Here is a 25,835-nt window from a genome sequence, read left to right as displayed (position 1 = left end):
AGTGACAAGTATGAAAAATTTGGTAATTGTGGAGTCCCCATCAAAATCCAAGACAATTGAGAAGTATTTAGGAGATGACTTTGAGGTCGTATCTTCTAAAGGACACATACGTGATCTTGCGACACGTGGTAAGGATGGTCTTGGTGTTGACTTTGATAATGCATTCGAAGCAACGTATAAAATTAGTAAAGATAAAAAAGATGTCGTTAAAGAGTTAAAGGCGAAAGTTAAAAAAGCCGATCAAGTTTATCTTGCAACTGACCCGGACCGCGAAGGTGAGGCTATTTCATGGCATCTTGCCGATGAGCTTGGTCTTGAAATCGACCAAGACAATCGTGTTGTCTTTAATGAAATTACAAAAGATGCAGTCTTAAAAGCTTTCGATTCCCCACGTCATATTGATATGGACTTGGTGAAATCACAAGAAACACGTCGTATTCTTGACCGTATTATTGGTTTCAAGTTATCGAAGTTGTTGCAATCAAAGATTAAAAGTAAAAGTGCTGGACGTGTTCAGTCTGTTGCATTGAAGTTGATCGTTGATCGTGAGAAAGAAATCGATGCATTTATTCCAGAGGAATACTGGAATGTTCTTGCTTTCTTTGAAAATGAAGGCCACCTCATTGAGACAAGTGCTGAACGATTCAAAGGGAAAAAACTTGAAATGAAGAATGCTGAAGAAGCGCAGGTTGTTTTTGATGCGGTTCAAGGCGAGTTCAAAATTACAAAGCTTGAAAAGAAAGAACGTAAGAAAGATTCGAAGTTACCATTTATTACGTCAACATTACAACAAGAGGCTTCAACGCGTCTTGGCTTTGCAGCAAAGAAAACAATGCGTGTTGCACAGAAATTGTATGAAGGAATCGAAATGGGTGCTGAGGCAGAAGGTCTTATCACGTATATGCGTACTGACTCAACACGTTTGAGTGACTCGTTTGTGAGTGATGCAAAAGCATACATTCTTGAAGAACATGGTAAGAAATATGTTGGAAAATACCGTGCTGGTAAGAAAACAGACAATACGCAAGATGCTCACGAGGCTATTCGTCCAACAAGCATTCAACGTACACCAGATTCTGTAAAACAATATTTATCACCAGACGAGTATAAATTATACAGATTCATTTACTTCCGTACCATGGCATCCTTAATGGCGGGTGCTGTTTATGATGCTGTCAGTGTTGTATTCTCACAAAATGATTATGATTTTAATGGTAGTGGTTCAACTTTGAAATTTGATGGTTACCTCAAAGTCTACGATTATGAAAAAACAACCGATAAAATGCTTGGTGAACTTGATGAAGCGAAAGCATACACGGCCCGTAACATCGAACAAAACCAACACTTTACACAACCACCTTCACGCTATACTGAAGCGCGACTCATCAAAGAGTTGGAAGAATTGGGAATCGGTCGTCCAAGTACCTATTCCATGATACTTGATACGATTGTGTACCGTGCCTATGCAACCTTTGGTGCTGTGTCGGAAACATCACGTACAAAAGTATTCAAACCGACTGAACAAGGAATTTTGACTAACGACAGTTTACAAGATCACTTTTCGGAAATTATTAACGTTCACTATACCGCTAATATGGAAGATGAACTGGATAAAATCGCCATGGGTGATGAAAATAACGTCGAAGCATTGCAACGTTTTGTTGATAAGTTTTATCCATTGCTTGCTGAAGCTGATGATAAGATGGAAAAAGTTGAAGCAGAACTTGTTGGGGAGAAATGTCCGGAAGACGGCGGAGAGCTTGTATACCGCTTTGGTCGTTTTGGAAAATTCGTAGCATGTTCAAACTTCCCAGAGTGTCGCTATAATCGCGCCCTTGATCAAGAGAAACGTCCAGAACCTGAGAAAACAGGGGAATCATGCCCTGACTGTGGCAGCGACCTTGTAAAACGTAAGAGTCGTTATGGAACATGGTTTGTTGGCTGTTCAGCATTCCCAAAATGCCGTTACATACAACCAAATGAAAATAGTAAAAAGAAAAAGAAAGAAAAAGAAGAGGGAGATACAAAGGATGAAGCAACCGCAAGTTAGAGTTATTGGTGCAGGGTTGGCAGGGAGTGAAGCTGCTTATCAACTCGCAAAACGTGGTTACCATGTTGAACTTGTTGAAATGCGCCCTGTCAAAATGACACCCGCTCATGTTAGTGAGAATTTTGCGGAACTCGTTTGCTCGAATTCATTTCGCTCTGATGACATTACCAATGCGGTAGGTCTTTTAAAACAAGAAATGCGAATGTTAGACAGCATCATTATGCGAATGGGAGAAGCGCATCGTCTTCCTGCTGGAAGTGCGTTAGCCGTCGACCGTGTTGGTTTCAGTGAAGCTGTCTCTGAAGAAATTCGATCAATGGAAAATATTACCATTAGCAATCGGGAAATTACTGAATTGGATGATATGCCAACAATCGTTGCCACAGGTCCTTTGACATCGGATAACTTTTCGAAGTATTTGATGGAATATCTGGGTCAATCGGAAATGTATTTCTATGACGCAATCGCACCGATTGTTTCGATTGATGGTGTAAACTTTGATATCGCTTACCGTAAGTCACGTTATGACAAAGGGGATGGCCAAGATTATATTAACTGTCCTATGGACCGTGACCAGTTTGATGCCTTTTATCGCGCAATCATGGAAGCTGAACAAGCACCCATGCGTGATTTTGAAGATGTTAAAGTGTTTGAAGGGTGCATGCCTGTTGAAGAAATGGCAAAACGTGGTATCAAAACCATGCTCTTTGGTCCGCTGAAACCTGTTGGACTTGAGCGTCCTGATGGAACACGTCCTTATGCCGTTGTACAGTTACGTCAAGATGATGCAGCTGGATCGCTTTATAATCTTGTAGGTTTTCAAACGCGATTAAAATGGGGCGATCAAAAGCGTATCATCCAAATGATTCCTGGTTTAGAGAATGCTGAAATTGTGCGTTATGGTGTCATGCATCGTAATACCTATTTGAAGTCGCCATTACTTTTAAACAAACACTATCAATACCGAAACCGTCCCTCACTCTTTTTTGCAGGACAAGTAAGTGGTGTTGAAGGCTATGTTGAGTCGGCTGCGAGTGGTCTGTTTGCTGCTCTGAATATGATGCAATTTCTTGAAGACAAGGATTTAATTAGTTTATCGCAGGAAACTGTGATGGGGTCGATGGCACAATATATTTCCAGTGCAAACCCAAATCATTTCCAACCAATGAATGCGAACTTTGGGCTTGTTGCGAACCGCCTTAAAGATCGCGAAGCGATGTCAGCACGTAGTGTTGAACATATAAAGAATTTAGTTGAACAACTATCTTGATGAATTTCTGAGACACATTGCGATGACAAACACTTCTTCGGTTCATACCAAAGAAGCGTATGAACGGGATGTGTCTCAGTTTTTAGATTCCTTGGGTTCGCAGGATGATATATTGAATTTAGATTCGAGTATTGCTTATGGTTATTTAAACGACCTGTATGATGGTGGGCTTTCTACATCGAGTGTGGCGCGAAAGGTTTCTTCTTTGCGATCATTCTTCAAGTTTATGCAATTAAACTATGGTGCGCAGACCAATCCATTCACAGGGGTCAAAGTCCAAAGCAGAAATCGCAAACTGCCAACGTTCTTAATGCATGATGAAATCAATGCAGTGCTTTTGGCTTGCGATGATGATGCTTTGGGTGTTCGAAACCAAGTTCTTGTAGAGTTAATGTATGCGTGTGGGTTGCGGGTTAGTGAGGCCGTTAATTTGCGCATCAGCGATATTAATATGTCAGAGCGGTCACTAACCATCATCGGTAAGGGTAATAAAGAACGGCTTTTATTCTTCTATGAAGAATTGGCACCAAAACTTGAAACATACCTTCATACGTTCCGACCACAACTGATTGTCCGCGAACATCCGTATGTTTTTGTAAACAAGCAGGGCTTACCAATGTCTTCTCGAGGAATTCAATACATATTTGAGAAATTAGGGAAACAGGCCAACCTTCGCGTAAAGCTCCACCCACACATGCTTAGACACAGTTTTGCGACACATTTGCTGGATAATGGCGCAAGTCTGCGAGTTGTTCAAACACTTCTTGGACATGAGTCTTTGAGTACAACGCAGATTTATACGCATGTGTCCTTACAACGACTCAAAGAATCATACGATCAAGCGATGAAGCAATTACCGCTCACATAATCTAACATTGTCTTGTCGTATAATCGACACATTATCACGATATACTATGCGTGTAAGTTAAATAATAATAACTTACATTGTATGATAATTTCTTCTCCTATCAGATAACTGAAAATCATACACATATTCTTTCCCCATATAAATAAGACACCGGAAACGGTGTTTTATTTATCCGTAGCATGTATCACACAATCTAACATGTTCTTGTCGTATTGCTAACATAAATATTATGTATACTTACGTTGTAAGATAAATAATAAGTCTTACAGACATAATAATCGCTTCTCCTATATTCATTCCCCTGTGAATAACAATTCGATTATTATGAACATATTCTTTCCCCTTATAAATTATAAAAAGAGAAGTCACCGATAATGGCTTCTTTTTTTGGTATAATAGGTTCATGGAAAAACTATTACAAGAAAATTTAGAAATCATGCATATATTGAGGATCATTGAGGCGTTGAATCTTGAACAAGGGTGTTTGTGTGCAGGAACCATTCGTAATTATTTTTGGGATGTTTTCTCAGATCAGAATCCACAAATTGTCAGTGATGTCGATGTTGTCTTTTATGATCCAGCAGTCCCATATGAAATGAATGCGACAATTCAAGCAGATTTGAAACGTCGTTATCCTCAATATGAGTGGGAAGTAAAGAATCAAGTGTACATGCACATACATAATCCTCTGCAGCGTCCTTATACTTCAGTAGTCGATGCGCTCGCATCGTTTCCTGAACGTTGCACCGCAATTGGAGCTTATTTAAAAGATGGCGATGTGCACTTGATTGCTCCATATGGAACCGATGATATTCGCAATTTTATCATCCAACCAACGCCAATGTATGCCAATGAGCCTGGCTATTCACTTTACCGTCAACGGATAATAAAAAAAACGTGGACGAATCGATGGCCACAATTAAGCATTCTTTGAAACCTCAAGGTTTCTTTTTTTTTGTCAACTTACTTCAAAGTACACAAAACATACATAATGTATACAAACGCGTTTTAAATAGGCATTGCAAATGTTGTGACGAAAAGATAATGATATTATGTAAACAGATAGAGACACTTAATCTATGACAAGGGGGACTTACAATGAATAAAAAAATAACGAGAATTTTAGGACTTACACTCGTTGCACTGTTTGTTGCTGTGCAGGTATTTACGCAACAAAAACCTGTTGCTGCAAATACTGGATCAATGTCAATTGATAATATTGCAGTTATGAAAGATGGGGTGCTTGTTGATAAAGACGTTGTTCTCGAAAATGAGGCGCCACTTGTTGTTCGTATTTCAGTAACGACAACAGAACCAGCGCCATATGAACTTAGCGTTTCATTACCAAGTCAGTTGATTGTTTCAAATCAAGTGTCAGTACCACTTGTTAATGATGCGGGTGAGACAATCGCAAACTATTCAATTCTGAATGGTGTTGTAGTTATTGATAATCCAAGCCAGATAGGGAACGCGATTCTTGATATTCCTGTGACTTATTTTGGTGATGCGAATAGTGTCCCAGAGCTTATCTTTATGGTGGAACAAACGCCATGGGTTATCGCGTATACACCATTTGTTGAGCCAACCATAGAAACGCCTGTTGTTAAACCGATTGAAGCAGAACCACAGGTAGCAAAACCACAAGTGGTAGTATCTCCGTATGCTGTAATTCCAACAGTGACACCAATCATTACTTCAATCAAGATTGTCGATAAAGATGGAAATGAAATATCTCCAGATAATCCTGTACCAACAGATGCGGAAGTAAGCATTCTCTTCGAATGGGAGATCCCAGAAGGATTCGTGCTTTCTGAAAATGATACTTATGAATTCGATTTACCAGAACAGTTTAAAATTTATACTGCAATCTCTGGGACCTTGGATGACTATGGTCGTTTCGATATTGATCTGAATGGGCATGTGGTTATGAAGTTTAATGATCTTGCTGCCACAGGTGTGTCAGAGGGTGTAAGTGGGACAATGGAAGTCCATACGAAGCTCGATACTGAGAAAATTGAAGGGAATACCGAACAAGTTATTGAATTCCCCGTAGGGGAAGGCATTGATGTTCCCATTTCACTTGTTCCAAATGAAGGAACAGACATTCAAAAATCCGGCGAGTTGATTCCTTACAATGGAAAAGACATTCAATGGACTATAGATGTTAATACAAATAAAGAACTCATTCACAATGCTGTAGTCAAAGATATTATTGCTGCTGGTGGCAATGATGCATTAAAACTAATTCAATCGAGTATTAAAGTTGTGCATCTTGGTGTCAATGTCGATGGGTCGGTTATAGAAGGTGCTGCTGTCGATCCATCGGAGTATGAGATCATTTTTGACGCAGAAGGGGGATTCTCTGTCGGATTTAAGAATGACATCAATTCTGCTTATCGCATTACATTTGATACAGAAATTGTAAACGCAGAAAACCTAGAGGGAAGTGTAACTTTTAGAAACTCAGCAACCTTAGTTGGTGATGGTGTAAGTGGTAGTACAAATGCTAATGTAAGCACACAGTATGGCAAACCACTTGCTAAATCAGTAGGAGATGAAAAAGAAGGGCACCGTCTTGATTGGACCATTCAATACAATTTCAATGAGAAACATATCCAAAAAGCAGATGCCGTGATCAAAGACACGATGCAAGAAGGGTTTGTATATGATCTCGATACACTCACATTGTATGAGATTATCATTGATGAAAATGGAAACCAAACACAAGGGCGTAAGTTAGTTAGCCCTGATGATTACAGTGTGTCCGTTGCTGAAGTCAATGGTCAAGAGCAAATGACCATTACGATGGCAAATGATGTCACCAAACCGATTGAAATCAAATATGAAACCTACCCAAAACCGGGCGTCATTATTGATGAAAACCAAACCGTTACAAATAAAGTTGAAGCAGAGGGAATGACATCGACGGGTGAATCTGGAAAGATTACACAAGGTGGTATTACTAAAGGAAAACCGGATGTCAATATCCGTGATAAGGTCATGCATTGGACCATCCTCTTAAATAAAGACCGCTACGAGATGGAAAACCTTGTAGTGACCGATACATTTAGCAGTTCACAAATGGAATTCTTTGAATCGAGTTTAAAAATTGTCGATGAAGATGGTGTTGTTCTGAATAAAGGTGTTGACTACACTGTAACCGCAACACAACTTGGCTTTACCGTTGCATTCACAAATACAGTTACAAAACAGCTTACAATGACATATGACACTGGATTCCAATTCACGGATGAAAATGGGTTGCCAATTACACACTATACAAACAATGCTGAGATTTCATGGGAAAGTGAAAATTCTACACCACACAATTCGAATGATGGTCAAGATGTAGAACTTCCAACAGAAGTCAACAACAATGGGAAAAAGACAGCTGTCTACAACCCACTTACCAAAGAAATAACATGGACTGTTTATGCAAACTATAACCAAGACAATGGCACTTTGGAAGCCGGTGCAACGATTGTTGACCAGCTACTTCCATTTATGCCACTCAAAGAAGATTCCGTCATTCTGTTCAATTACACGATTGATGATACTGGAAAAATTATCGATCATGCAGATGATCCTTTAGAAGAAGGGACCATTTACAAACTTGATATAGTTCCTGCTGATAATGCAAATGGACTTGGAGAGAAAATAACAATCACGACACTGCTCGATCTCGTCCGTGCAAAAGGGAACATTGCATTACGATTTGTTACGACATTGGATGGACAGACAGTCGAGAAAGAATATACCAATACAGCAATATTCAACGATGGAGATAAAGATTATCCACTCGATGGTAAGGTTACAGTCCCAAATGGGGGAAATCATATTGCGAAATCTGGAAAACAAAATGGTGAGAATGTTGACTGGACTGTCAATATTAACTTCAGTCAATCAACGATAGAAGATGCCATTATTCGTGATACACCATCAACAAACCAAAGGGTACTCAAAGATACAATCAAACTCTTTGGTACAAAAGTAGATAACAAGGGCGCGGTAACCATTGACACAACCAAAGTCCTTGTTGAGGGCACAGATTATACTCTTATTTTCAATGATGACCCGCTAACTGGCGTTCAAACCTTTGAAATTCACTTTCTGCAAACACTGACATCACCATATGTGATGAAGTATTCGGCAGTAATCGATGAGATTAATGGCAATCAAGTTTCCAATGGTATTGCGATAGAAGGCAAGAACACCCAAATTATCGAAGGGGATGATGACGACTTTATTGTTGTTCAATCATCAACAGGTTCTGGAACGGGAAATGGATTCCGAGGATCTATCATTGTCACGAAGAAAGATAGCAGTGGTAACCCACTTGAAGGCGCGATATTTGAATTGTTGACTGCAGATGGTAGTGTCGTATGGCGTGGGCCAGCAACAACGGCAGCAGATGGAACAATTGCTTTTGAAGCAATTACATCCGGAGATTATATTTTACGTGAAATTAAGGCTCCTGCAGGGTATGTTATCAGTGAGGCTCTAGCACGTGGTGTCCCAATTAGAGTCAACAATACAGCGAGCACACCAGAAACGAATATTACAACCTACGAAGCAGTCAATGAGAAAACAAAAGTAACATTATGGAAAACCCATAAGACGTTAAGTAATAACGCTGTTGTAAATGTAGCGGGTGCGACATACGAATTATTCAAAATTGATGGCAGCAGGTTTGATCCAAATGCTCCTGCAACGTCATTGGGAACCTATGTAACCGACAGTAACGGTCAGATTATTGTTGAGATGCTCTCAGGTGGTGATTACTACTTTATAGAACGATCAGTGCCTGTTGGATCTGGTTTGGTTCTCAATGATGCGAAAGTATACTTCCGTATCGACATCAAAGCAAACGGTACGGGACAGCCTGTTGTGGTAAAGACGGAGAACTATCAGGGGCGTGCAAGTATCTACAAAGTGAATGAAAAGAACTTGCCAATTGGTAATGTTGAGTTCCGTGTTATGAAAGTTGACCCTACGGGTGACATTGAAGTAGCATCAGGTATTCACACGAACTTCTTAGGGATTGCGCATGTTACTGATTTAAGTCCTGGTGATTATTATTTTGAAGAAGTTGCAAGTGCGACAGGGTATGTACTCACAACAGAGAAGGCATATTTCACAATTGATACGCATGCCGTTGGCCTTCCAGCTGTGAAGCGAATTTTTGGATTCAAAAACTATAAGGGCGCATTGGAATTTAAGAAAGTTGATGCGTTTAATCAACCTCTTGGAAGTACAGAGTTTACACTCACCGATGCGAATGGTATCGAAACCATCATTGTTACTGAAGCGGACGGAACGGCTAAGGTCGATGGTCTTGTACCGGGTACCTACACATTGGTAGAGACAAAACCGCTCCCTGGATACATTCTTGATCCAACAATTCATGCCTTCACAATTGATGCACAATACGAAGGAAAACAAACCGTGACCTTTGGCACGTTGGTGAATTACCAAGGTGAATTGCGTTTTAAGAAAGTTGATGAATTTGGAAAGCCACTCGCGAATGCAGAGTTCACGCTTACCGATCCTGATGGTATCACGCATATCATTAAGACGGATGCGCAAGGAAGGGGAACAGCTTCACAGCTTAAACCTGGAAAATACAAACTTGTGGAAACAAAAGCACCACAAGGATTTATTCTTGATCGCACAGTGCACCAATTCGAGATTGCGGATACAAGTACAAAGGCAGTGATTATAGATCTTGGAACATTAATTAACCGCAAGGATATTCCTCTTGTACCAACGGTACCGACAAATCCCGGCGAACCCGGTCTGCCAGGTGCTGGCGTTGGAAACAATGTAAATGGTCTTTATATGGTAGTGTTAGGACTGGGAATTGTCGTTCTAACGATACGCATCAAAAAACATAAAAATGATTCACAAACCACACACTAAACCGTGTATAATATCCTCGTGGAGAAATTGAGCAGCACATGATGGCTCTCCAATGAAATAAACCACCAGTCATGTGATTCATTCAGGAACACTCTTACGCTTGAGAAACGTAGGCGTGTTCCTTTCCTTTTGTATCACATAATTTAACATAAGAACGTTGAATTCATGCCATAAATTAAGTGTATTATCTAGGTGTAAGAAAGATATCTTACGTGCATGATAACTCTTCTCCTAATTCATACCCCAATGAATGACATATACTTATCATGTAATTCTTTCCCCAAAGATAAAGAAAAGGTTCCATTATAATACGTGAACCGTAGCTCGTATCTCCCCAGGTACGAGCTTTTCTTATTCGGAATTGTGTAAGCACTTACGGATATGATATTATTAAAACGAAAGTTGAGGGGACCATAATGTTCAATGCCGATGACTTAGCAACCTTGAATGATTTAGAGTTGGATTTGTATAATTATATTGTTGCCCATCAAAATGATGTGTTGACCATGACCATCCGTGAATTGGCACACGAAGCGCACGTGTCAACCACAACAATCCTGCGTTTCTGTAAGAAACTTCATTTTCAAGGATTCAGCGAGTTTAAGTTGTACGCCAAAATGCAATTAACAAACGCGGAGCCAACACATCTGCGTACGAATACAGATATAATTCTCGAGTATTTTAAACGCATTGATAATGAAGCCTTTAATACCGTTATTGATCAGGCGGCAACAATTATCGCAAAGACAAGTACGGTTTTTCTCTTGGGTATCGGAACCTCGGGGATTCTTGCGAAATATGCATCGCGTTACTTTTCTAATATTGGAAAGTTTACGCAATACATCGATGACCCATTCTTCCCCATTAAGATTGAAGACGAAACGGTTATTATTGCTTTATCAGTAAGTGGTGAAACCAAAGAGATGATTCAGGCAATCAGCCAAATGAAGAATGAGCACACGACAATTATTTCCATCACAAATTCTGGAAATAATACCATTGCGAAAATCACCGATTTAAACATTAATTACTACTTACCTTTGGAAGTGAAGGCGGATCATGTAAATCTAACATCTCAAGTGCCTGTTGTTCATATTCTTGAATCCATTGCCAAACGTATCTTTGAAGTAAATGCCACCCAATAAAGACTGGTGAATCCAGTTTTTTTTGTCACAAGATGTAGAATTTGTCACTGAAAGGCTCTGAAGTATTGTTTCGTCATTGGATCACAACCTATAATGTAAGCGATAACAGAAGGAAGGAGAAACGGAATGAGTTTGGACAAATTCCCTGAAGATTTTTTATGGGGTGGGGCTATCGCGGCACATCAAGCAGAAGGTGCTTGGAATCGTGATGGTAAAGGGATAAGTGTCGCTGATGTGATGAGTGGTGGAAAGCATGGTTCAGAACGTGTGATAACCGCCGGTGTGATTGATGGTATGTACTACCCCAATCATGATGCTGTGCGATTCTATGACCATTATAAGGAAGATTTAGAATATTTCTCAGAAATGGGATTTAAGGCGTTTCGTACAAGTATTGCGTGGACACGGATTTTTCCGAAAGGGGATGAAGCTGAACCGAATGAGCAGGGGCTTAAATTTTATGACGATGTATTCGATGAGTGCATTCGTTTAGGGATTGAACCCGTCATTACTTTAGCGCATTTCGAAATGCCATATCATCTTGTCGAAGCATACGGGGGATTTGGTAATCGGAAGTGTATTGATTTTTTTACAAATTTCGCAACAGTTTGTTTTGAGCGGTACAAACATAAAGTAAAATACTGGATGACTTTCAATGAGATAAACAATCAGACAAATTACAAATCAGATTTTGCGCTCTTTACAAATTCAGGACTTCGTATTCATGATGATTCTGAAAGAGAACGCGCAATGTACCAAGCGGCCCACTATGAGTTGGTTGCCAGTGCCCTTGCAGTTCGTATTGGACACAAAATAAACCCTGATTTCAAAATTGGATGTATGGTTGCAATGTGTCCAATCTATCCAAATACAAGCAAACCAGAAGATGTCATGCTTGCGTCGGTTGCGATGCAAAGACGTCTGTACTTTGCCGATGTGCATGCACGTGGTGCATATCCACGAAACATGATTGCATATTTTGAACGGAAGAACTTTAATCTTGATATTACGGATGTGGACTTGGATATTCTAAGTAAAGGTACAGTCGATTATATCGGGTTGAGTTATTACATGTCGTTTACCATTGCGAACCCACACGATAATCCACAATTTGATTATGATGAGTCGCGTATGTTGGTTAAAAACCACTACATCAAAACTTCGAAGTGGGGATGGGCCATCGATCCTGTTGGATTCCGGTATGCACTTAACTGGTTGTATGATCGCTATCAACTTCCGTTGTTTGTTGTTGAGAACGGCTATGGTGAACACGATGTTATTAAGGACAACACAATCAGTGATGACTATCGTATTGACTATCTGCGTGAACATATCATACAGATGAAACATGCAATCGTTGAAGATGGTGTTGAAATTATAGGTTATACAACCTGGGGTCCCTTGGACATTGTTTCCGCGGGAACGGGTGAAATGAGTAAACGTTATGGTTTTATCTATGTGGATCGCAGTGATGATGGGACGGGAACGTACAAACGAATCCCCAAGTCGTCATTCGATTGGTATCGAAACGTCATTGCGACACATGGTGATGTATTGTAAAGGGGAAACCCGACAATGAGGAGGAGAAATATGGACAAGTTCTTTAATGAAAAATTAATGCCAGGCATTATGAAGTTCGTAAACACAAAGGCTATTTTGGCATTACGTAACGGTATGCTATATACAATGCCTTTAACAATTTTAGGTTCGATATTCTTAATTTTAACTAATTTCCCATGGCAACCCGTCGTGGACTTCTTACAATCAATGAACGTTGTTGGACCGATGAATCAAGCAGTAGGTGCTACATTCGATATAATTGCGATTGTGGGTGTCGTTGGAATCGCTTATGAGTATGTAAAAAATGAAGGACATGCTGGATTGAATGCCGGAGTGCTTGCACTTGTATCATTTCTAATACTGCAAGAATCATTTGTTGTGAAAGATGGTCTTGAAGTGGGCGGTATTATCAACAAAGCATGGACAGGCGGTCGTGGTATGATTGCCGCAATTATCATTGGATTGGTCGTTGGTTGGATCTACAGTTATTTCCTTAATAATGATATCCGTATTAAGTTTCCTGAAGGTGTGCCATCCGGTGTTGTAAACTCCTTTGCTGCACTTATTCCTGGTATTGTTATTATGGTTTTATCCGTTATCGTATATGGACTCTTTAAGAATTTCGGTGATACAACGGTCTTAGATGCTATCTATCGCTTTATCCAAATCCCACTTGAGGGTATGACAGATAGTCTTGGTGGTGTCATTATGATGGGATTCATTATTCCATTTATGTGGTTTTTTGGAATTCATGGGTCTTCAATTGTTGGTGGCATCATGGGGCCAATCCTACAAGCAAATACACTTAACAATAAAGCGATACTTGATGCAGGTCATGAATTGACCATTGCAGCAGGTGGGCGCATCGTAACACAGCAATTCTTGGATCAATATATGACTGTCACGGGTGCGGGAATGACCATTGGTATTGTTATCTTCATGGTATTCTTCGCGAAATCTGCACGAAATAAAGAGATTGGAAAGTTAAGTGTTGTCTCAGCGTTGTTCAATATCAACGAACCCATCATTTTTGGAACACCAATTGTGTTGAATCCTTTGATGGCAGTACCATTCATTGCGATGCCAATCATTTCGGGACTCATTCTCTACTTTGCTCAGTATACAGGTCTTGTTCCACTCTTTGGTGGTGTCACTGCACCATGGACCACACCACCTATTATTTCAGGATTCCTTGTTGGGGGATGGAAGCTTGCGCTTTTACAATTATTTAATCTTACGTTGTCATTCTTCGTTTATTATCCATTCATTAAGAAAATTGATCGGATGAATATCAAAGAAGAACAAGAAGCAGCATCACAAGCATAATAAATGCCCTGTAAGTAAGCATACTTACAGGGATTTCTTTTAAATCGTGCCAGTTTCTAAAATTCATCGCTGAAGACACTTCTTTTCGTTTGACAATACCGCTTGTTTTCTCTATAATTAAGTAGCGTTAAAAAGTAGGGTGAGAACATGAAGTTTATAAGAAGTGATTTAGATAGATTAACAACGCAACGCATCAATATTGATGAGGAAGTTGTCATTGATTTAGGTCCACAGAAAGACTCTTCACGTGTCACTGCTTTACGTGATATCTTCGCAGTGGGTCATGGTTATTATGACGATCATTCATCAAGATTTATTACCGATCTTACAATAGATGGTATAATGACAGTACCTTGCGCAATTACATTAACACCATTCGATATTGATTTCTCATTTCGATTGGGTGAAGTGTTTAGCTTTGAACCGTTAGGTCCAGAGGATGAAGGTATTGAAGAAGTTGATGGTGAAGAACTTGATTTGACTCCATACATAATGGATGCAATCTTAGCAGAAGTTCCACTTAAAGCGATTCATCCCGATTTGGAAGAATATCCAGAAGGTGATGGTTGGCAAGTGATGACTGAAGAAGATTATATAAAAGAAAAGAATCAAGCAATTGATCCAAGACTTGCAAAATTAAAAGATTTCAAGTTTGAATAAACGGAGGTGAAAACATGGCAGTTCCAAAAAGACGTACTTCGAAAGCTAGAAAAAATAGCCGTCGAACACACTACAAATTACCTAGAGTTACTCTAGCTAAAGATCCTCAAACAGGAGAATGGAAAGTTCCCCACCGCGTAGACCGCGCTGAGGTTAAATAATAAAATAGTCTTGGTTCTCCAAGATTTTTTTATGTGATTTTATGGGATTAATTGTGAAAGTGAGTGTTACTATGAATAAGAATTCGAACCGGATTGGAACCATACTTTTATCCGTAGCATTTGTGCTTTTAGGCTATGCTTTATTGGTTATGCGTTTCATTCCTGTCACCTATCGACTCATCATTTTGCTGATAACTGTTGTTGTGGCAATGATTGTTTTGATTGTGACCAAAAAGCAAATCTGGCGATATACGTTGGCTGCCTCAATTGTGGTAGTTGCTTTGGGTGTGTTCTTTTCCCAATTTATGGTGAATAATATTTCATCCGGTAAAGAATATGAGTTGGTGGAGTATGTTTATTTACGCCTTAAAGACAATAAAACTGTAGAGCCGACAGATAAGGTTGGTTTTTATGGTGTACGTCTGCATGATGGTGAAGATGAGACTTCGGGTGTAAAACCTGAATATCTTGATCACGAAATCATCGAGTATGCGGATGCGCTTGAACTTGCGGATGCGCTTTATGATGGTGTCATTGACGGGATTCTAACGCAAAGCAGCTTTGTGGCTGATATTGCTTTCTTGAAGCCTGATTTTGAAATGGATACTGTGGTTGTTGATCAATTTAATATAACAGAGCAACGGCAATCAATAGTTAAGGATGTCGATGTAACCAATGAACCTTTCTTAGTTTACGTAAGTGGTATTGATGTGTTTGGAGACGTTGTTACGCGTTCGCGCAGTGATATGAACATGCTCTTGGCCGTTAATCCGCAAACACATGAAATACTAACAGTATCGATTCCACGTGATTCTTACTTGCCACTTGGCTGTGAGGGTGGAGAAATGGACAAGCTGACCCATGCAGGATTGTATGGCATATCGTGTTCTGTAAAAACAATGGAAAATCTCATCGGTCACGATATAAACTATTACATCCGTCTTAATTTTACAGGTCTTGTTGATATCGTTGATGCTTTAGGTGGCGTTGATGTCGTATCACATTATGATTTCACGACAGATGGTGGTCTTTCGTTTAAAGTTGGAAAGAATCACGTAAATGGAGAAGAAGCCTTAATCTTTGCTCGAGAGCGTTCAAATATTGATTATGGTGATGTATCACGAGGCATCCATCATCAAGAACTCATCAAAGCAATCTTTCAAAAATTAATATCACCAGAAAACATTTCAAAGTTACCTCAAATGACTGTATTACTACAAAATACTGTTGATACAAATTTAAGTACGGAGACACTCTCGACACTCATTGCCCGACAAATTAGTGGGGATACGGTGTGGAGTTTCAAAGAAAACAACTTAAAAGGAAGCGGTGATATGCAACCTGTTCATACGTTGTCCTCAGAATACATGTACTATGTTTATTGGCCTGATAGTGAGAGCCTCAATGAAATAAAGCAACAAATCACAGCAATCATGACACCACTTCTGGAGGAATAACATGGACACAAAAAATTCACGTCAATTTGTAGATGGATTCGTTAAGATTGAGATGTATTTAAAAGACTACTTGGACACACCCAATGTGGGATTTGCTCAGATGGTTCATATGGCAGCGAAAACACATAAAGTGGTTGCTCGCTATATCAATGAACTGACAGAGTTTGGACAACTCCGAAATGCGATTGTTCATAATCGCGCAGGCAACAACGAGGCGATTGCTGAGCCGCACGATTCAGTGATTCAAAGTATGGACCATATTCTTGGGGAACTTGAAAAACCAAAAACGTTCAAGGATGTCTTGCCCCTAGATGGTGTTTACAGTACGGTAGCTGACCGTTTGCTGTCAGATGTACTGAAGGATCAAAAGCAATATAATTATTCTGCCGTACCCGTTTATGAGGACAAGAGATATGTTGGACTGCTTCACAATCGGTTGTATCAACGGCTTCTTGAAAATTACGCATTCAAATCATTGGATTTGCGAACATTGCGTGTGAGTGATGTTTTGGAGTTTTATGAAAATGACGACCGCGTCCTCTTTCTCCCAGAAACTACGACGCTATACGATGCGATCGCAACCTATAATAAACTGCATGAGAACGGTAAAGTGATGATTGCGATGGTAATTACAACACGGGGATTTGTGAATGAAAAACCCTTAGGAATTCTTACAATTGCAGATATGCCGAAATTGATTAGCGAACTTGAATAATCACCCAGAAAAGTGTACACTTACAGTTGACTAATAATCTATTAAAGGAGTTCTTATGACTGAATATTTTGTAATGAAAGATGCTTCATTGAAGCGATACAACACATTAAGATTAGATGTGAAAGCTGCACTTGTTGTTTTACCACAATCCGTTGAGGGGATGGTGGCTGCACTTCGTGACTTCAAAGATCGCGAAATTGTAATTATTGGTAATGGTTCCAACATGATGTTTGATCGTGATCACTATGATGAAAACACCGTATTTATTGTTACAATCTTACTCAATGATATTGAACTCGTAAACGGAGAAATCGTAACTGAAGCGGGAACGCGTTTGAATCGTCTGGCGTGGTTTGCGTGTGAACAATCCTTAGGGGGTCTTGAATTCTGTGAAGATATTCCAGGAACCATGGGTGGTGCACTAATTATGAATGCAGGGCAATGGCAATATGCTATTGGGCAATATGTTAAATGGGTGGATGTCTATAATTTTGAAACGGATGCTGTAGAGCGTATTATTCCCGATGAGGATTTCTTTGCGTACCGTCACTCAAAGTTAACGCAAATGCCTGTATTTATTCTTCGTGCCGGATTGGAGGCACGTGAAGGTGATTATAACGAAGCATTGGAAAAAATGCTCTATTATCGTCATGAACGCTATGTAAAGCAACCACGTAATTTTGCGAATGCTGGAAGTGTGTTTAAACGACCTAAAGACAAAGAGGGGAACTCCCTTTATGTATGGAAGATGTTTGATGCAGTTAAACTCCGTGGATTCCAAGTTGGCGATGCAATGGTTTCAGAAAAACATCCTGGTTTCATTGTTAATGTTGGAAATGCAACAGTTGCCGATATGCATGCTGTGATCAATGAATGCAAAAAACGTGTTAAAGATGAATATGATGTTGATTTAGAATTAGAATGGCGAGTCATTAAGTAGAGGAAATTTATGAAAAAAATAACAATCGTTGTAATGTTTATTACAATCTTGTCGAAAATTTTAGGTTTTGGACGAGATATTGCGATGTCGAGCACATATGGTGTTAGTGCGATTACAGATGCGTTTAACCTAGCGAATACAATTCCTTCCAGTGTTCTTGCGGTGGTTGGAGCAGCTTTGGTAACTGGAATTATTCCAATGCTGACGCGATTAAGTAAAGAAAGCAAAGAACGTACCAATCGATTCACAAGCAATGTTTTGAATATCATGCTTGTATTCTGTGCTGTCATGATGCTCATCATGTTCATCGTACCAGAATTTGTTATCTTTATATTTGCATCGAAACTATCCGCAGAAGCGGTAGCGTATGCAGTACCGTTCTTGCGGGTTATATCTTTGGGCCTCTTCTCAATTGCGATTGTGCAACTTGGAACTGGTTTCTTAAATGTTAAAAAGAATTTTATTATTCCAGCTCTCGTTACACTTCCAGCAAACATCGTAATTATTGCGGCAATATTCTTATCACGATCCACTGGCAATATTATGTTGCTTGCCTATGGTCAATTGGCAGCTTTATTGTTACAAGCAGTAATTATTATCGTATATATGATTAAATCAGACTTTAAATACTATGCGCTTATTGACTTCAAAGATGGTGATTTACGTCTTATGATTAGCTTGGCTTTACCATTGCTCTTGTCCGCTTTCCTTGGACAATTCAATGATATTGTCATGAAGAACTATGCCTCCGGTTTGCATGCAGACGGAACCGGTGGTTATAGTTATATGACTTACGCTACGAAATTGATTGGTTTTGTATCGGGGATCTTCATTTCAGCAATTCTGAATGTTACTTACCCTACAATAGCGCATAATGTTGTAGAGGGTGATAATAAGAAAATCAACAAGTCAATTAATGATGCAGTCCTCATGATTTCGGTCTTTGTAATTCCAGCCATGGTTGGGTTTGTTACCTTGGCTCACGAAATTGTCGAGTTTGTATTCCTAAATGGGAAAATGACACCTGCTGATATTGATATTATCGTTCCAATCTTTATATTCGATTCGCTTGTCTTATTTGCCATGGCAATTCGAGAACTCTTATTTAGAATACATTATGCTTATCATGACATGAAGTCACCAGTGAAGAACACTGTCTTAGTCAGTATCACATTTGTAATTGGAATGTTCATATTCACACGTGTGTTCGGCTACTTTGGTCAACCACTTGCAGGGTTATCATTTGCGTATTCATTGTCCGCAATTATTGCCTGTTTCCCAATATACAAGAGCGCGAAGCGTTTGATTGGGAAAGTTTATCCACAGTTTATTATTCGTGATCTCTTAAAGATTATTGCGGCATCCCTTATTATGGGAATCGTTGCACTTTTAGTAAAAGGTCCGATTGCTGGGTTCATGCCAGGTAAAATGGGCACAATTGTTGTGATTGCTGTTGCTGGATTAACCTATATCATTGGTCTAATCGCACTAAGAACACGCTTTGTATTGAACTTAGTTGGTAGTTTCATAAATCGTTAACAAATCATAAGCAAATCCGAAAGGGTAGTGAAAACTACTCTTTTTTTTATACACTTTCGTTCCCATACTGTGGACAATATGATAAGATAGTGGTACAAAGTGGTAAAAAGTGGTGGAAAGTGGGGTATATCCGATGTTTATTGGTGAATATCAACACAATATCGATGGCAAAGGACGAATCATTGTACCCGCAAAATTCCGAGAGGAACTGGGAGACACAATGATTGTTACCCGTTGGCTCGATGGATGCTTAGCGATTTACACACTTGAGCAATGGCAACAAGTCTATGAAAACCTCAAACGTTTACCTTCCACCAAACGTGAGGCTCGGATGTATACACATATGATTATGTCGAAGGCAGCTGAGTGTGACATAGACAATCAAGGAAGAATTCGCATTCCTTCACATTTATCGCAAGAAGCGGCACTTACTAAAAACTGCGTACTCGTAGGAGTGAGTGATCACGTTGAGATTTGGGATAAAGAGCGATGGGATACATACTACGCAACAGCGAGTGAGAATTTTGAAGAGATCGCTGAATCTCTCACGGAGTTTTTCGAATGAAACATATATCGGTAATGTTAGAAGAAACGATTGCTTTGCTTAATGTGAAACCTGACGGAATATACGTCGACGCAACATTGGGTGCAGGTGGTCACAGTTATGAAATATGCAAACAATTAACAACAGGTCGTCTTATCGGCTTTGATAAAGATTTTGATGCAATTGAACGAACAAAAAAACGTTTGGCGGAATTTGGAGATACTGTAACTTATGTTCAAGGAAGTTACACTCAACTCACAGAAAAACTCGATGAACTAGGGATTACAGAAGTTGATGGTGTGTTATTCGATCTCGGCGTATCATCGCCACAGTTTGATGATCCAGAACGCGGATTCAGCTATCGCTTTGATGCACGCTTGGATATGCGTATGGATCAAACACAAGCATTGAGTGCTTACGAAGTTGTCAACAACTACAGTGAAGAAGACCTCATTCGAATTCTTAAAGAACATTCTGAAGAACGCTATGCACACGCAATTGTGAAGCACATTCTCAGAAGACGTCCGGTAACAACGACATTCGAGTTGGTTGAATGCATCAAGGCGGCATATCCTGCGAAAGAACTTAAAAAAGGACATCCAGCCAAGAAAACATTTCAAGCATTACGAATTGAAGTAAACAACGAATTTGCAGAAGCAAAAGACGCAGTTGATCAAGCCGTAAACCTCATCAAGGTCGGTGGCAGGGTTGTGGTAATCACATTCCATTCGATTGAGGATCGCATTGTTAAAACAATTTTCAATAATTATGGAAAACCTGCAAAAGTGAATCCTCGGATTCCAGTCGTTCAAGAAGAGATATTACATTACAAATTAATTTCGAAAGGAACAAAGGCTTCCAAATGGGAACTGGAAGATAACAACAGAGCGCATAGCGCAATACTAAGGGGTATTGAAAGGGTGGTATAACGTATGGCAAAGCATGTAATCGTTAAAAAGAGAAAAAAAATCAGATGGAGTGGACTTGTGGGTACCGTATTTACGCTTGCACTCTTGCTCGCATTTGGTACGCAGGTGTTTGTGAGAACCATGAATCAAAGCCTTGCAAATGACATTCAAGATATTGAAAATCAAGTAGCACAGATTAAAACAGAAAATGAAGCTGTAAAGTCCGAAATCTTAGCACTTCAAGATACAAACCGTGTTGTCGCAATCGCCGCAGAAGCAGGCCTTAAAGCAAGCGAAAATACCGTTACAGTTAGAGGCGAGTAGTTTTGAAACGGAAAACTAATCTCAAAGTATTTATTATGTCTATCGTAATGGCACTCATCTTTGTTATTGTGAGTGCCAATATTTTTATTGTTGCGGTATTTGGTTATCACTTGAACTCAGGGACTGACATCAAGGCAGAAATAAACGGAATCCAAGATGTCACAAACATTCTGTACGGAGAGCGTGGTCTTATTCTTGATAAAAATGGTGCAGTACTCGCCCATGATGTTACTGCGTATCTTTTGAGCGCAAATATTGATCCTGATCGCGTTGGCGCAAACGGTGAACCAGCCCATATTGTCGACAAAGAAGAAGGCGCGCGTATCATATCAGAGATTATTAATAAACCCTATGACGACGTATTAGGGATTTTAAATTCTGATGCGAAACAAGTTGAGTTTGGCTTTGAAGGTAAAGCCATCTCGGCAAGTCAAAAAGAACAACTCGAGAATTCAGGTCTTAAAGGTCTGGGATTTCAGGAAGTGCTGACACGTGTATATCCTGGACGTGACTTTGCATCAAAGCTTATCGGATATACCGGTTATGATGATGAAACTGAGTCAATAAAAGGTATGATGGGGCTTGAAGGAAAGTATAATGACTACCTTACAGGAGTTGACGGATACGAGAGTTACCAACAGGATCGCGATGGCTATAAATTGCGTTCTGTAGAAGTACGAAAACGTGATAGTAAAAACGGAAAAAACATCAAACTTACTCTTGACACAAACATTCAGTATCAATTAGAGGATTCCCTTAAAGGGATCGTTAATGATCCCAATGTTAAGGCAAGTGCCGCTTGGGGGATTGTTGTTGAGGCGAAAACTGGCCGAGTACTTGGATGGGGTGAATACCCTGGACTGGATCCAGATAATCCAAACAATACCTATGAAGACGGTGTTTCACAGTGGACCTACGAACCTGGATCAACGATGAAAACATTCTCTGTTGCGTCCGCCATTGACACTGGAAAATGGGATGATGCGGAAACATTCTACTCCGGAGCATTTTACGTTGGTGATAGTGATGGGAAAGCGGTACGCTTGTCTGATCCGGACAATGCGATTCATACAATTACAAATGCGGGTGAAATAAACTATGGTTCAATTCCATATGATTATGGTTATGCGATTTCATCAAACGTTATGATTGCTGAATTGATGACAAACAAACTTGATTACAATGTATATATGGAATATCTTAGAAAACTGAAGTTCTTCTCACCATTGGAGACAGAAGGAATCTCAGGGTATGCAGGAGATTCGGGTGCAGATGACGTATCAGTCTTGGGTACCATAACAAATGCCTTTGGCCAAGGGATGACTGTTACAATGGCGCAAATGGCGCAAGCGTACACATCTGTGATGGGTGATGGCAGTGTTATTCAACCATACTTTATCGATTCAATTACAGACCCAGTTACAAATGAAGTTCTCTTTCAAGGACAAACAAAGAATCTAGGGGCGGTCTATAAACCGGAAACGGCACAACACATGCGCGATCTTATGCGCTTGGTTGTGACAAAAGGATCGGCACGTCGTTTCGATATTCCTGAAATTGAAGTAATCGGAAAAACCGGTACCGCACAGATGGTAGTTGATGGTGTATATTCACCAACACAATACATCTTCTCAAGTGCATTAGGGTTTCCTTACGATGATCCAGAAGTCATCGTATACACAGCCTACATTGCAAATTATGGACATGATGTTGACTATTCGGCAGTCCATGTGAACAAAGTTGTTAAGACGGCCGTAAACTCACTAAGTTTAGGCCAAGAAAAAGGAAATGAAGTTGTTACAGAGGTAAAACCAGTTAAAGTTGACAACTATGTAAATATTAATGCCAATACCGCTGCTGAAACGCTAAAAGGTAAAGGTATGAATCCAATAATCATTGGGAATGGCACACAAGTAATCTCGCAGTTCCCAACATATGGTTATGAAATGATTACTGGGGAACGTATCATGCTCTATACAGGGGGAACTGAAATCACCATGCCGGACATGACGGGATGGTCATACAAAGAAGTTACAAGTTTTTGGAGTTTGACAGGAGTGAGTGTTGAGATCACTGGGTTTGGTTTTACCACGACACAATCCATTCCTGCCGGAACAGTATTGACACAAGATTCAGTAATTAGTGTCAATTTACAATAGTTTTGGTACAATATAACTTGTATTAAGGAGAAAGAGTTATGGAAAAAGCAATATTCGCGATGATAGCGTCGGCAGTTGTAGGAGTCTTCGTCTATCCGAAATTCATTGAATTCTTAGAAAGTAAGGGTTCAAAGCAAGAAGTAAATGAGTTTGCACCCGATGCATTTAAAGAAAAAAAGAAAACTGTAACATTTGGTGGTGCAGTGTTTGTCGCTGTTCCGATAATCGTTATGGTGATCCTAAATGGCTTTACACTGAATCGTGATCTGTTTTTGCTCATTATGGTCTATGGTAGCTATGCTCTTATTGGATTTGTTGATGATTATAAGATTGTTACCGAAGGAAAGAATGATGGAATTTCTGCTAAAACAAAAATGGCTGCTCAACTAGGATTGTCTGTTGTATTTTATGCAGTTTACATCCTTACTGGAGGCGATAATATGCTTTCAATTCCTTTTCTTAAAACACCCATTAACCTTGGCATATTCTACTTACCGTTGGTAATGTTTATGCTGTCAGGAGCATCCAATGCTGTAAACTTAACAGATGGTATGGATGGTCTTGCTGGGGGGACATCGCTTATCGCTTTCATTCCTTTTGCTTACTATGCTTACAAGGTTGGTAACTTTGGGGTGCTTCTCTTTATTCTTGCAATAATCGGAGGGTTGATTGCTTTCCTATTTTTCAATCGAAAACCTGCGCGCATCTTTATGGGTGATGTTGGTTCTTTAGCACTTGGTGCAGCGCTTGCTGCCGTCGCTATTGTCTTAGGAAAAGAAGTAATTCTTGTTGTCGTTGCCGGAGTTTTTGTATTTGAAACACTGTGTGTAATTATTCAAAAGATATCATGGAAACTACGAAAAAAACGAATCTTCCGTTTTACACCCATTCATTACAGTTTCACACTAAATGGTTGGGATGAAGCGGATGTTGTTAATATGTTCTATGGAATCGGTTTGGTTTGCATGGTAATAGGCTTTGTCCTATTGAGTCTCTCATGAAAGCACTTGTAATCGGAGGGGCACGTTCTGGCATTGCAGTTGCACACCTTCTTAATCGCGAAGGGTATGCTGTGACACTCACAACCAATCAAACATTTGACCAAATTCAAGAACTTAAAGATGCAGGGATCACGATTTCCCTTGATGATCGTGATATGAGTCTTGTAGATGATTACGACATCGTCGTAAAGAATCCAGGAATACCAAATGAGCATCCGCTTGTTTTGCAGTTTCCAGTAGTTCTTAATGAAATTGAAGTCGCAACGCGATTCAGCCAATCGTATAACTATTATGCAGTTTCTGGTACCAATGGAAAAACAACAACGGTAACATTGCTTCATGAGATGTTGCTTGCTAAGGCGTCCAGTGCACTCCTTGCAGGAAACGTTGGGTATGCTTTGAGCGATGCTGTTTTTCGGGATCGAGATTTCGTACGTGATGTAGCATTGGAAATATCAGCATTCCAAATGGAGGGAACACCAACATTTGCGCCGAAAGTTTATGGATTACTTAACTTAAGCCCGGATCACTTGGACCGCTATGCGAGTGTGCAAGATTACTATGATGCGAAATTGAGTATTTTGCCTCGGGTCGGTACGTTTGTAAGGAACATTGATGATGCGAATATTGCGTCATTAACACACGAATTTCAAGGAAATGTAATTGATATTTCTCTTACAAGTAATGCAGATGTTATGATGGTCGATGGTGTCATAGTTTACGATGGGATACCATTGTTTAACCGTAAAGATTTGAAACTTGTAGGAGATCATAATGTGATGAACGCAGCTATGGCTGCGACAATTGCTTACCTTGCTGGTGTATCAATTGCTGATATTGCAAACGTCATTGCATCATTTGCAGGCGTAGAGCACCGCATTGAATTTGTTGCTGAGATAGATTCGATACGATACTATAACGATTCAAAAGCAACAAACCCAGAATCCACAGAAGTTTGCCTTCGTGCATTTGATCAACCCATTATTTTACTCGCTGGTGGTTACGATAAGCATATTTCTTTTGAAATATTACGTCCATATACCCACAAAATAAAGAAATTATTTGTTTTTGGTGAAAGTGCACAACAAATAGAAGAAATTTTTCCCGATGCTTTTGTTGTCAAAACAATGAAAGAAGCATTCGATTCAGCCAAAAATGTCGCTAACAGTGGAGATATTGTTGTTCTATCGCCCGCGTGTGCAAGTTATGACCAATTTGATAATTTTGAGCAACGTGGTAACATATATAAGGAATACGTGAAAACTCTTCAATAAGAGTTTTTTATTTGG

20 protein-coding genes are annotated in these 25,835 nt (G+C 39.7%); all 20 read left to right on the top strand.

Features of this window, described 5'->3' with window-relative positions:
- The first annotated feature begins 10 nt into the window (after positions 1-10).
- The 20 genes from topA to murD all read left to right on the top strand — a co-directional run bounded on the left by topA (position 11) and on the right by murD (position 25,820).
- Positions 11-2,050: a type I DNA topoisomerase gene (gene topA / locus G7062_RS08790; protein ID WP_166065550.1), complete on the top strand. Its 2,040-nt coding sequence runs from the start codon at positions 11-13 to the stop codon at positions 2,048-2,050.
- On the top strand, positions 2,031-3,320 hold the full coding sequence (gene trmFO, locus G7062_RS08785; protein ID WP_166065549.1) for a methylenetetrahydrofolate--tRNA-(uracil(54)-C(5))-methyltransferase (FADH(2)-oxidizing) TrmFO: 1,290 nt from the start codon (positions 2,031-2,033) through the stop codon (positions 3,318-3,320). Before topA ends, trmFO begins: the two co-directional genes overlap by 20 nt.
- A complete protein-coding gene (xerA, locus tag G7062_RS08780) occupies positions 3,304-4,188 on the top strand; it encodes a site-specific tyrosine recombinase/integron integrase (RefSeq protein WP_371741421.1) in 885 nt (294 codons plus the stop codon). Before trmFO ends, xerA begins: the two co-directional genes overlap by 17 nt.
- Positions 4,189-4,591: 403 nt before the next feature.
- The gene (locus G7062_RS08775) at positions 4,592-5,122 is read left to right on the top strand and encodes a nucleotidyltransferase family protein (protein WP_166065546.1); all 531 of its coding nucleotides are present in this window, start codon (positions 4,592-4,594) and stop codon (positions 5,120-5,122) included.
- Between the two features lie 164 nt (positions 5,123-5,286).
- Positions 5,287-10,107: a SpaA isopeptide-forming pilin-related protein gene (locus G7062_RS08770; protein WP_166065545.1), complete on the top strand. Its 4,821-nt coding sequence runs from the start codon at positions 5,287-5,289 to the stop codon at positions 10,105-10,107.
- Between the two features lie 416 nt (positions 10,108-10,523).
- Positions 10,524-11,252, top strand: coding sequence for a MurR/RpiR family transcriptional regulator (locus G7062_RS08765; protein WP_166065544.1), 729 nt, complete (start codon positions 10,524-10,526; stop codon positions 11,250-11,252).
- Positions 11,253-11,378: 126 nt separating this feature from the next.
- Positions 11,379-12,812 (top strand): 6-phospho-beta-glucosidase, encoded by a 1,434-nt coding sequence (locus tag G7062_RS08760; protein ID WP_166065543.1) that lies wholly within the window; start codon positions 11,379-11,381, stop codon positions 12,810-12,812.
- Between the two features lie 30 nt (positions 12,813-12,842).
- Positions 12,843-14,138: a PTS sugar transporter subunit IIC gene (locus G7062_RS08755; RefSeq protein ID WP_166065542.1), complete on the top strand. Its 1,296-nt coding sequence runs from the start codon at positions 12,843-12,845 to the stop codon at positions 14,136-14,138.
- Positions 14,139-14,285: 147 nt separating this feature from the next.
- Positions 14,286-14,798 (top strand): DUF177 domain-containing protein, encoded by a 513-nt coding sequence (locus G7062_RS08750; protein ID WP_166065541.1) that lies wholly within the window; start codon positions 14,286-14,288, stop codon positions 14,796-14,798.
- Between the two features lie 14 nt (positions 14,799-14,812).
- On the top strand, positions 14,813-14,959 hold the full coding sequence (gene rpmF, locus G7062_RS08745; RefSeq protein ID WP_166065540.1) for a 50S ribosomal protein L32: 147 nt from the start codon (positions 14,813-14,815) through the stop codon (positions 14,957-14,959).
- Positions 14,960-15,030: 71 nt separating this feature from the next.
- On the top strand, positions 15,031-16,416 hold the full coding sequence (locus G7062_RS08740; RefSeq protein ID WP_166065539.1) for an LCP family protein: 1,386 nt from the start codon (positions 15,031-15,033) through the stop codon (positions 16,414-16,416).
- Position 16,417: 1 nt separating this feature from the next.
- Positions 16,418-17,131: an IMP dehydrogenase gene (locus G7062_RS08735; protein ID WP_166065538.1), complete on the top strand. Its 714-nt coding sequence runs from the start codon at positions 16,418-16,420 to the stop codon at positions 17,129-17,131.
- 55 nt (positions 17,132-17,186) lie between these two features.
- Positions 17,187-18,071, top strand: a complete 885-nt coding sequence (gene murB / locus G7062_RS08730) for a UDP-N-acetylmuramate dehydrogenase (RefSeq protein ID WP_166065537.1) — start codon at positions 17,187-17,189, stop codon at positions 18,069-18,071.
- Between the two features lie 9 nt (positions 18,072-18,080).
- Positions 18,081-19,610, top strand: a complete 1,530-nt coding sequence (gene murJ / locus G7062_RS08725; protein ID WP_166065536.1) for a murein biosynthesis integral membrane protein MurJ — start codon at positions 18,081-18,083, stop codon at positions 19,608-19,610.
- Positions 19,611-19,743: 133 nt separating this feature from the next.
- Positions 19,744-20,175, top strand: coding sequence for a division/cell wall cluster transcriptional repressor MraZ (gene mraZ, locus G7062_RS08720; protein WP_166065535.1), 432 nt, complete (start codon positions 19,744-19,746; stop codon positions 20,173-20,175).
- Complete coding sequence (gene rsmH / locus G7062_RS08715) at positions 20,172-21,083, top strand: 16S rRNA (cytosine(1402)-N(4))-methyltransferase RsmH (protein WP_166065534.1); 912 nt, start codon at positions 20,172-20,174, stop codon at positions 21,081-21,083. Before mraZ ends, rsmH begins: the two co-directional genes overlap by 4 nt.
- Positions 21,084-21,086: 3 nt before the next feature.
- Complete coding sequence (locus G7062_RS08710) at positions 21,087-21,386, top strand: cell division protein FtsL (RefSeq protein WP_166065533.1); 300 nt, start codon at positions 21,087-21,089, stop codon at positions 21,384-21,386.
- A gap of 2 nt (positions 21,387-21,388) precedes the next feature.
- On the top strand, positions 21,389-23,545 hold the full coding sequence (locus G7062_RS08705) for a penicillin-binding protein (protein WP_240915942.1): 2,157 nt from the start codon (positions 21,389-21,391) through the stop codon (positions 23,543-23,545).
- A 38-nt stretch (positions 23,546-23,583) separates the two neighbouring features.
- On the top strand, positions 23,584-24,546 hold the full coding sequence (gene mraY, locus G7062_RS08700) for a phospho-N-acetylmuramoyl-pentapeptide-transferase (protein WP_166065532.1): 963 nt from the start codon (positions 23,584-23,586) through the stop codon (positions 24,544-24,546).
- Positions 24,543-25,820 (top strand): UDP-N-acetylmuramoyl-L-alanine--D-glutamate ligase, encoded by a 1,278-nt coding sequence (murD, locus tag G7062_RS08695; RefSeq protein WP_166065531.1) that lies wholly within the window; start codon positions 24,543-24,545, stop codon positions 25,818-25,820. Before mraY ends, murD begins: the two co-directional genes overlap by 4 nt.
- Positions 25,821-25,835 lie beyond the last annotated feature (15 nt).

Source organism: Erysipelothrix sp. HDW6C (assembly GCF_011299615.1).
In the GTDB taxonomy this organism is placed as follows: domain Bacteria; phylum Bacillota_I; class Bacilli_A; order Erysipelotrichales; family Erysipelotrichaceae; genus Erysipelothrix.
Note: the sequence above shows the minus strand (reverse complement) of the source record. Positions and strands in the feature narration are given on the sequence as shown.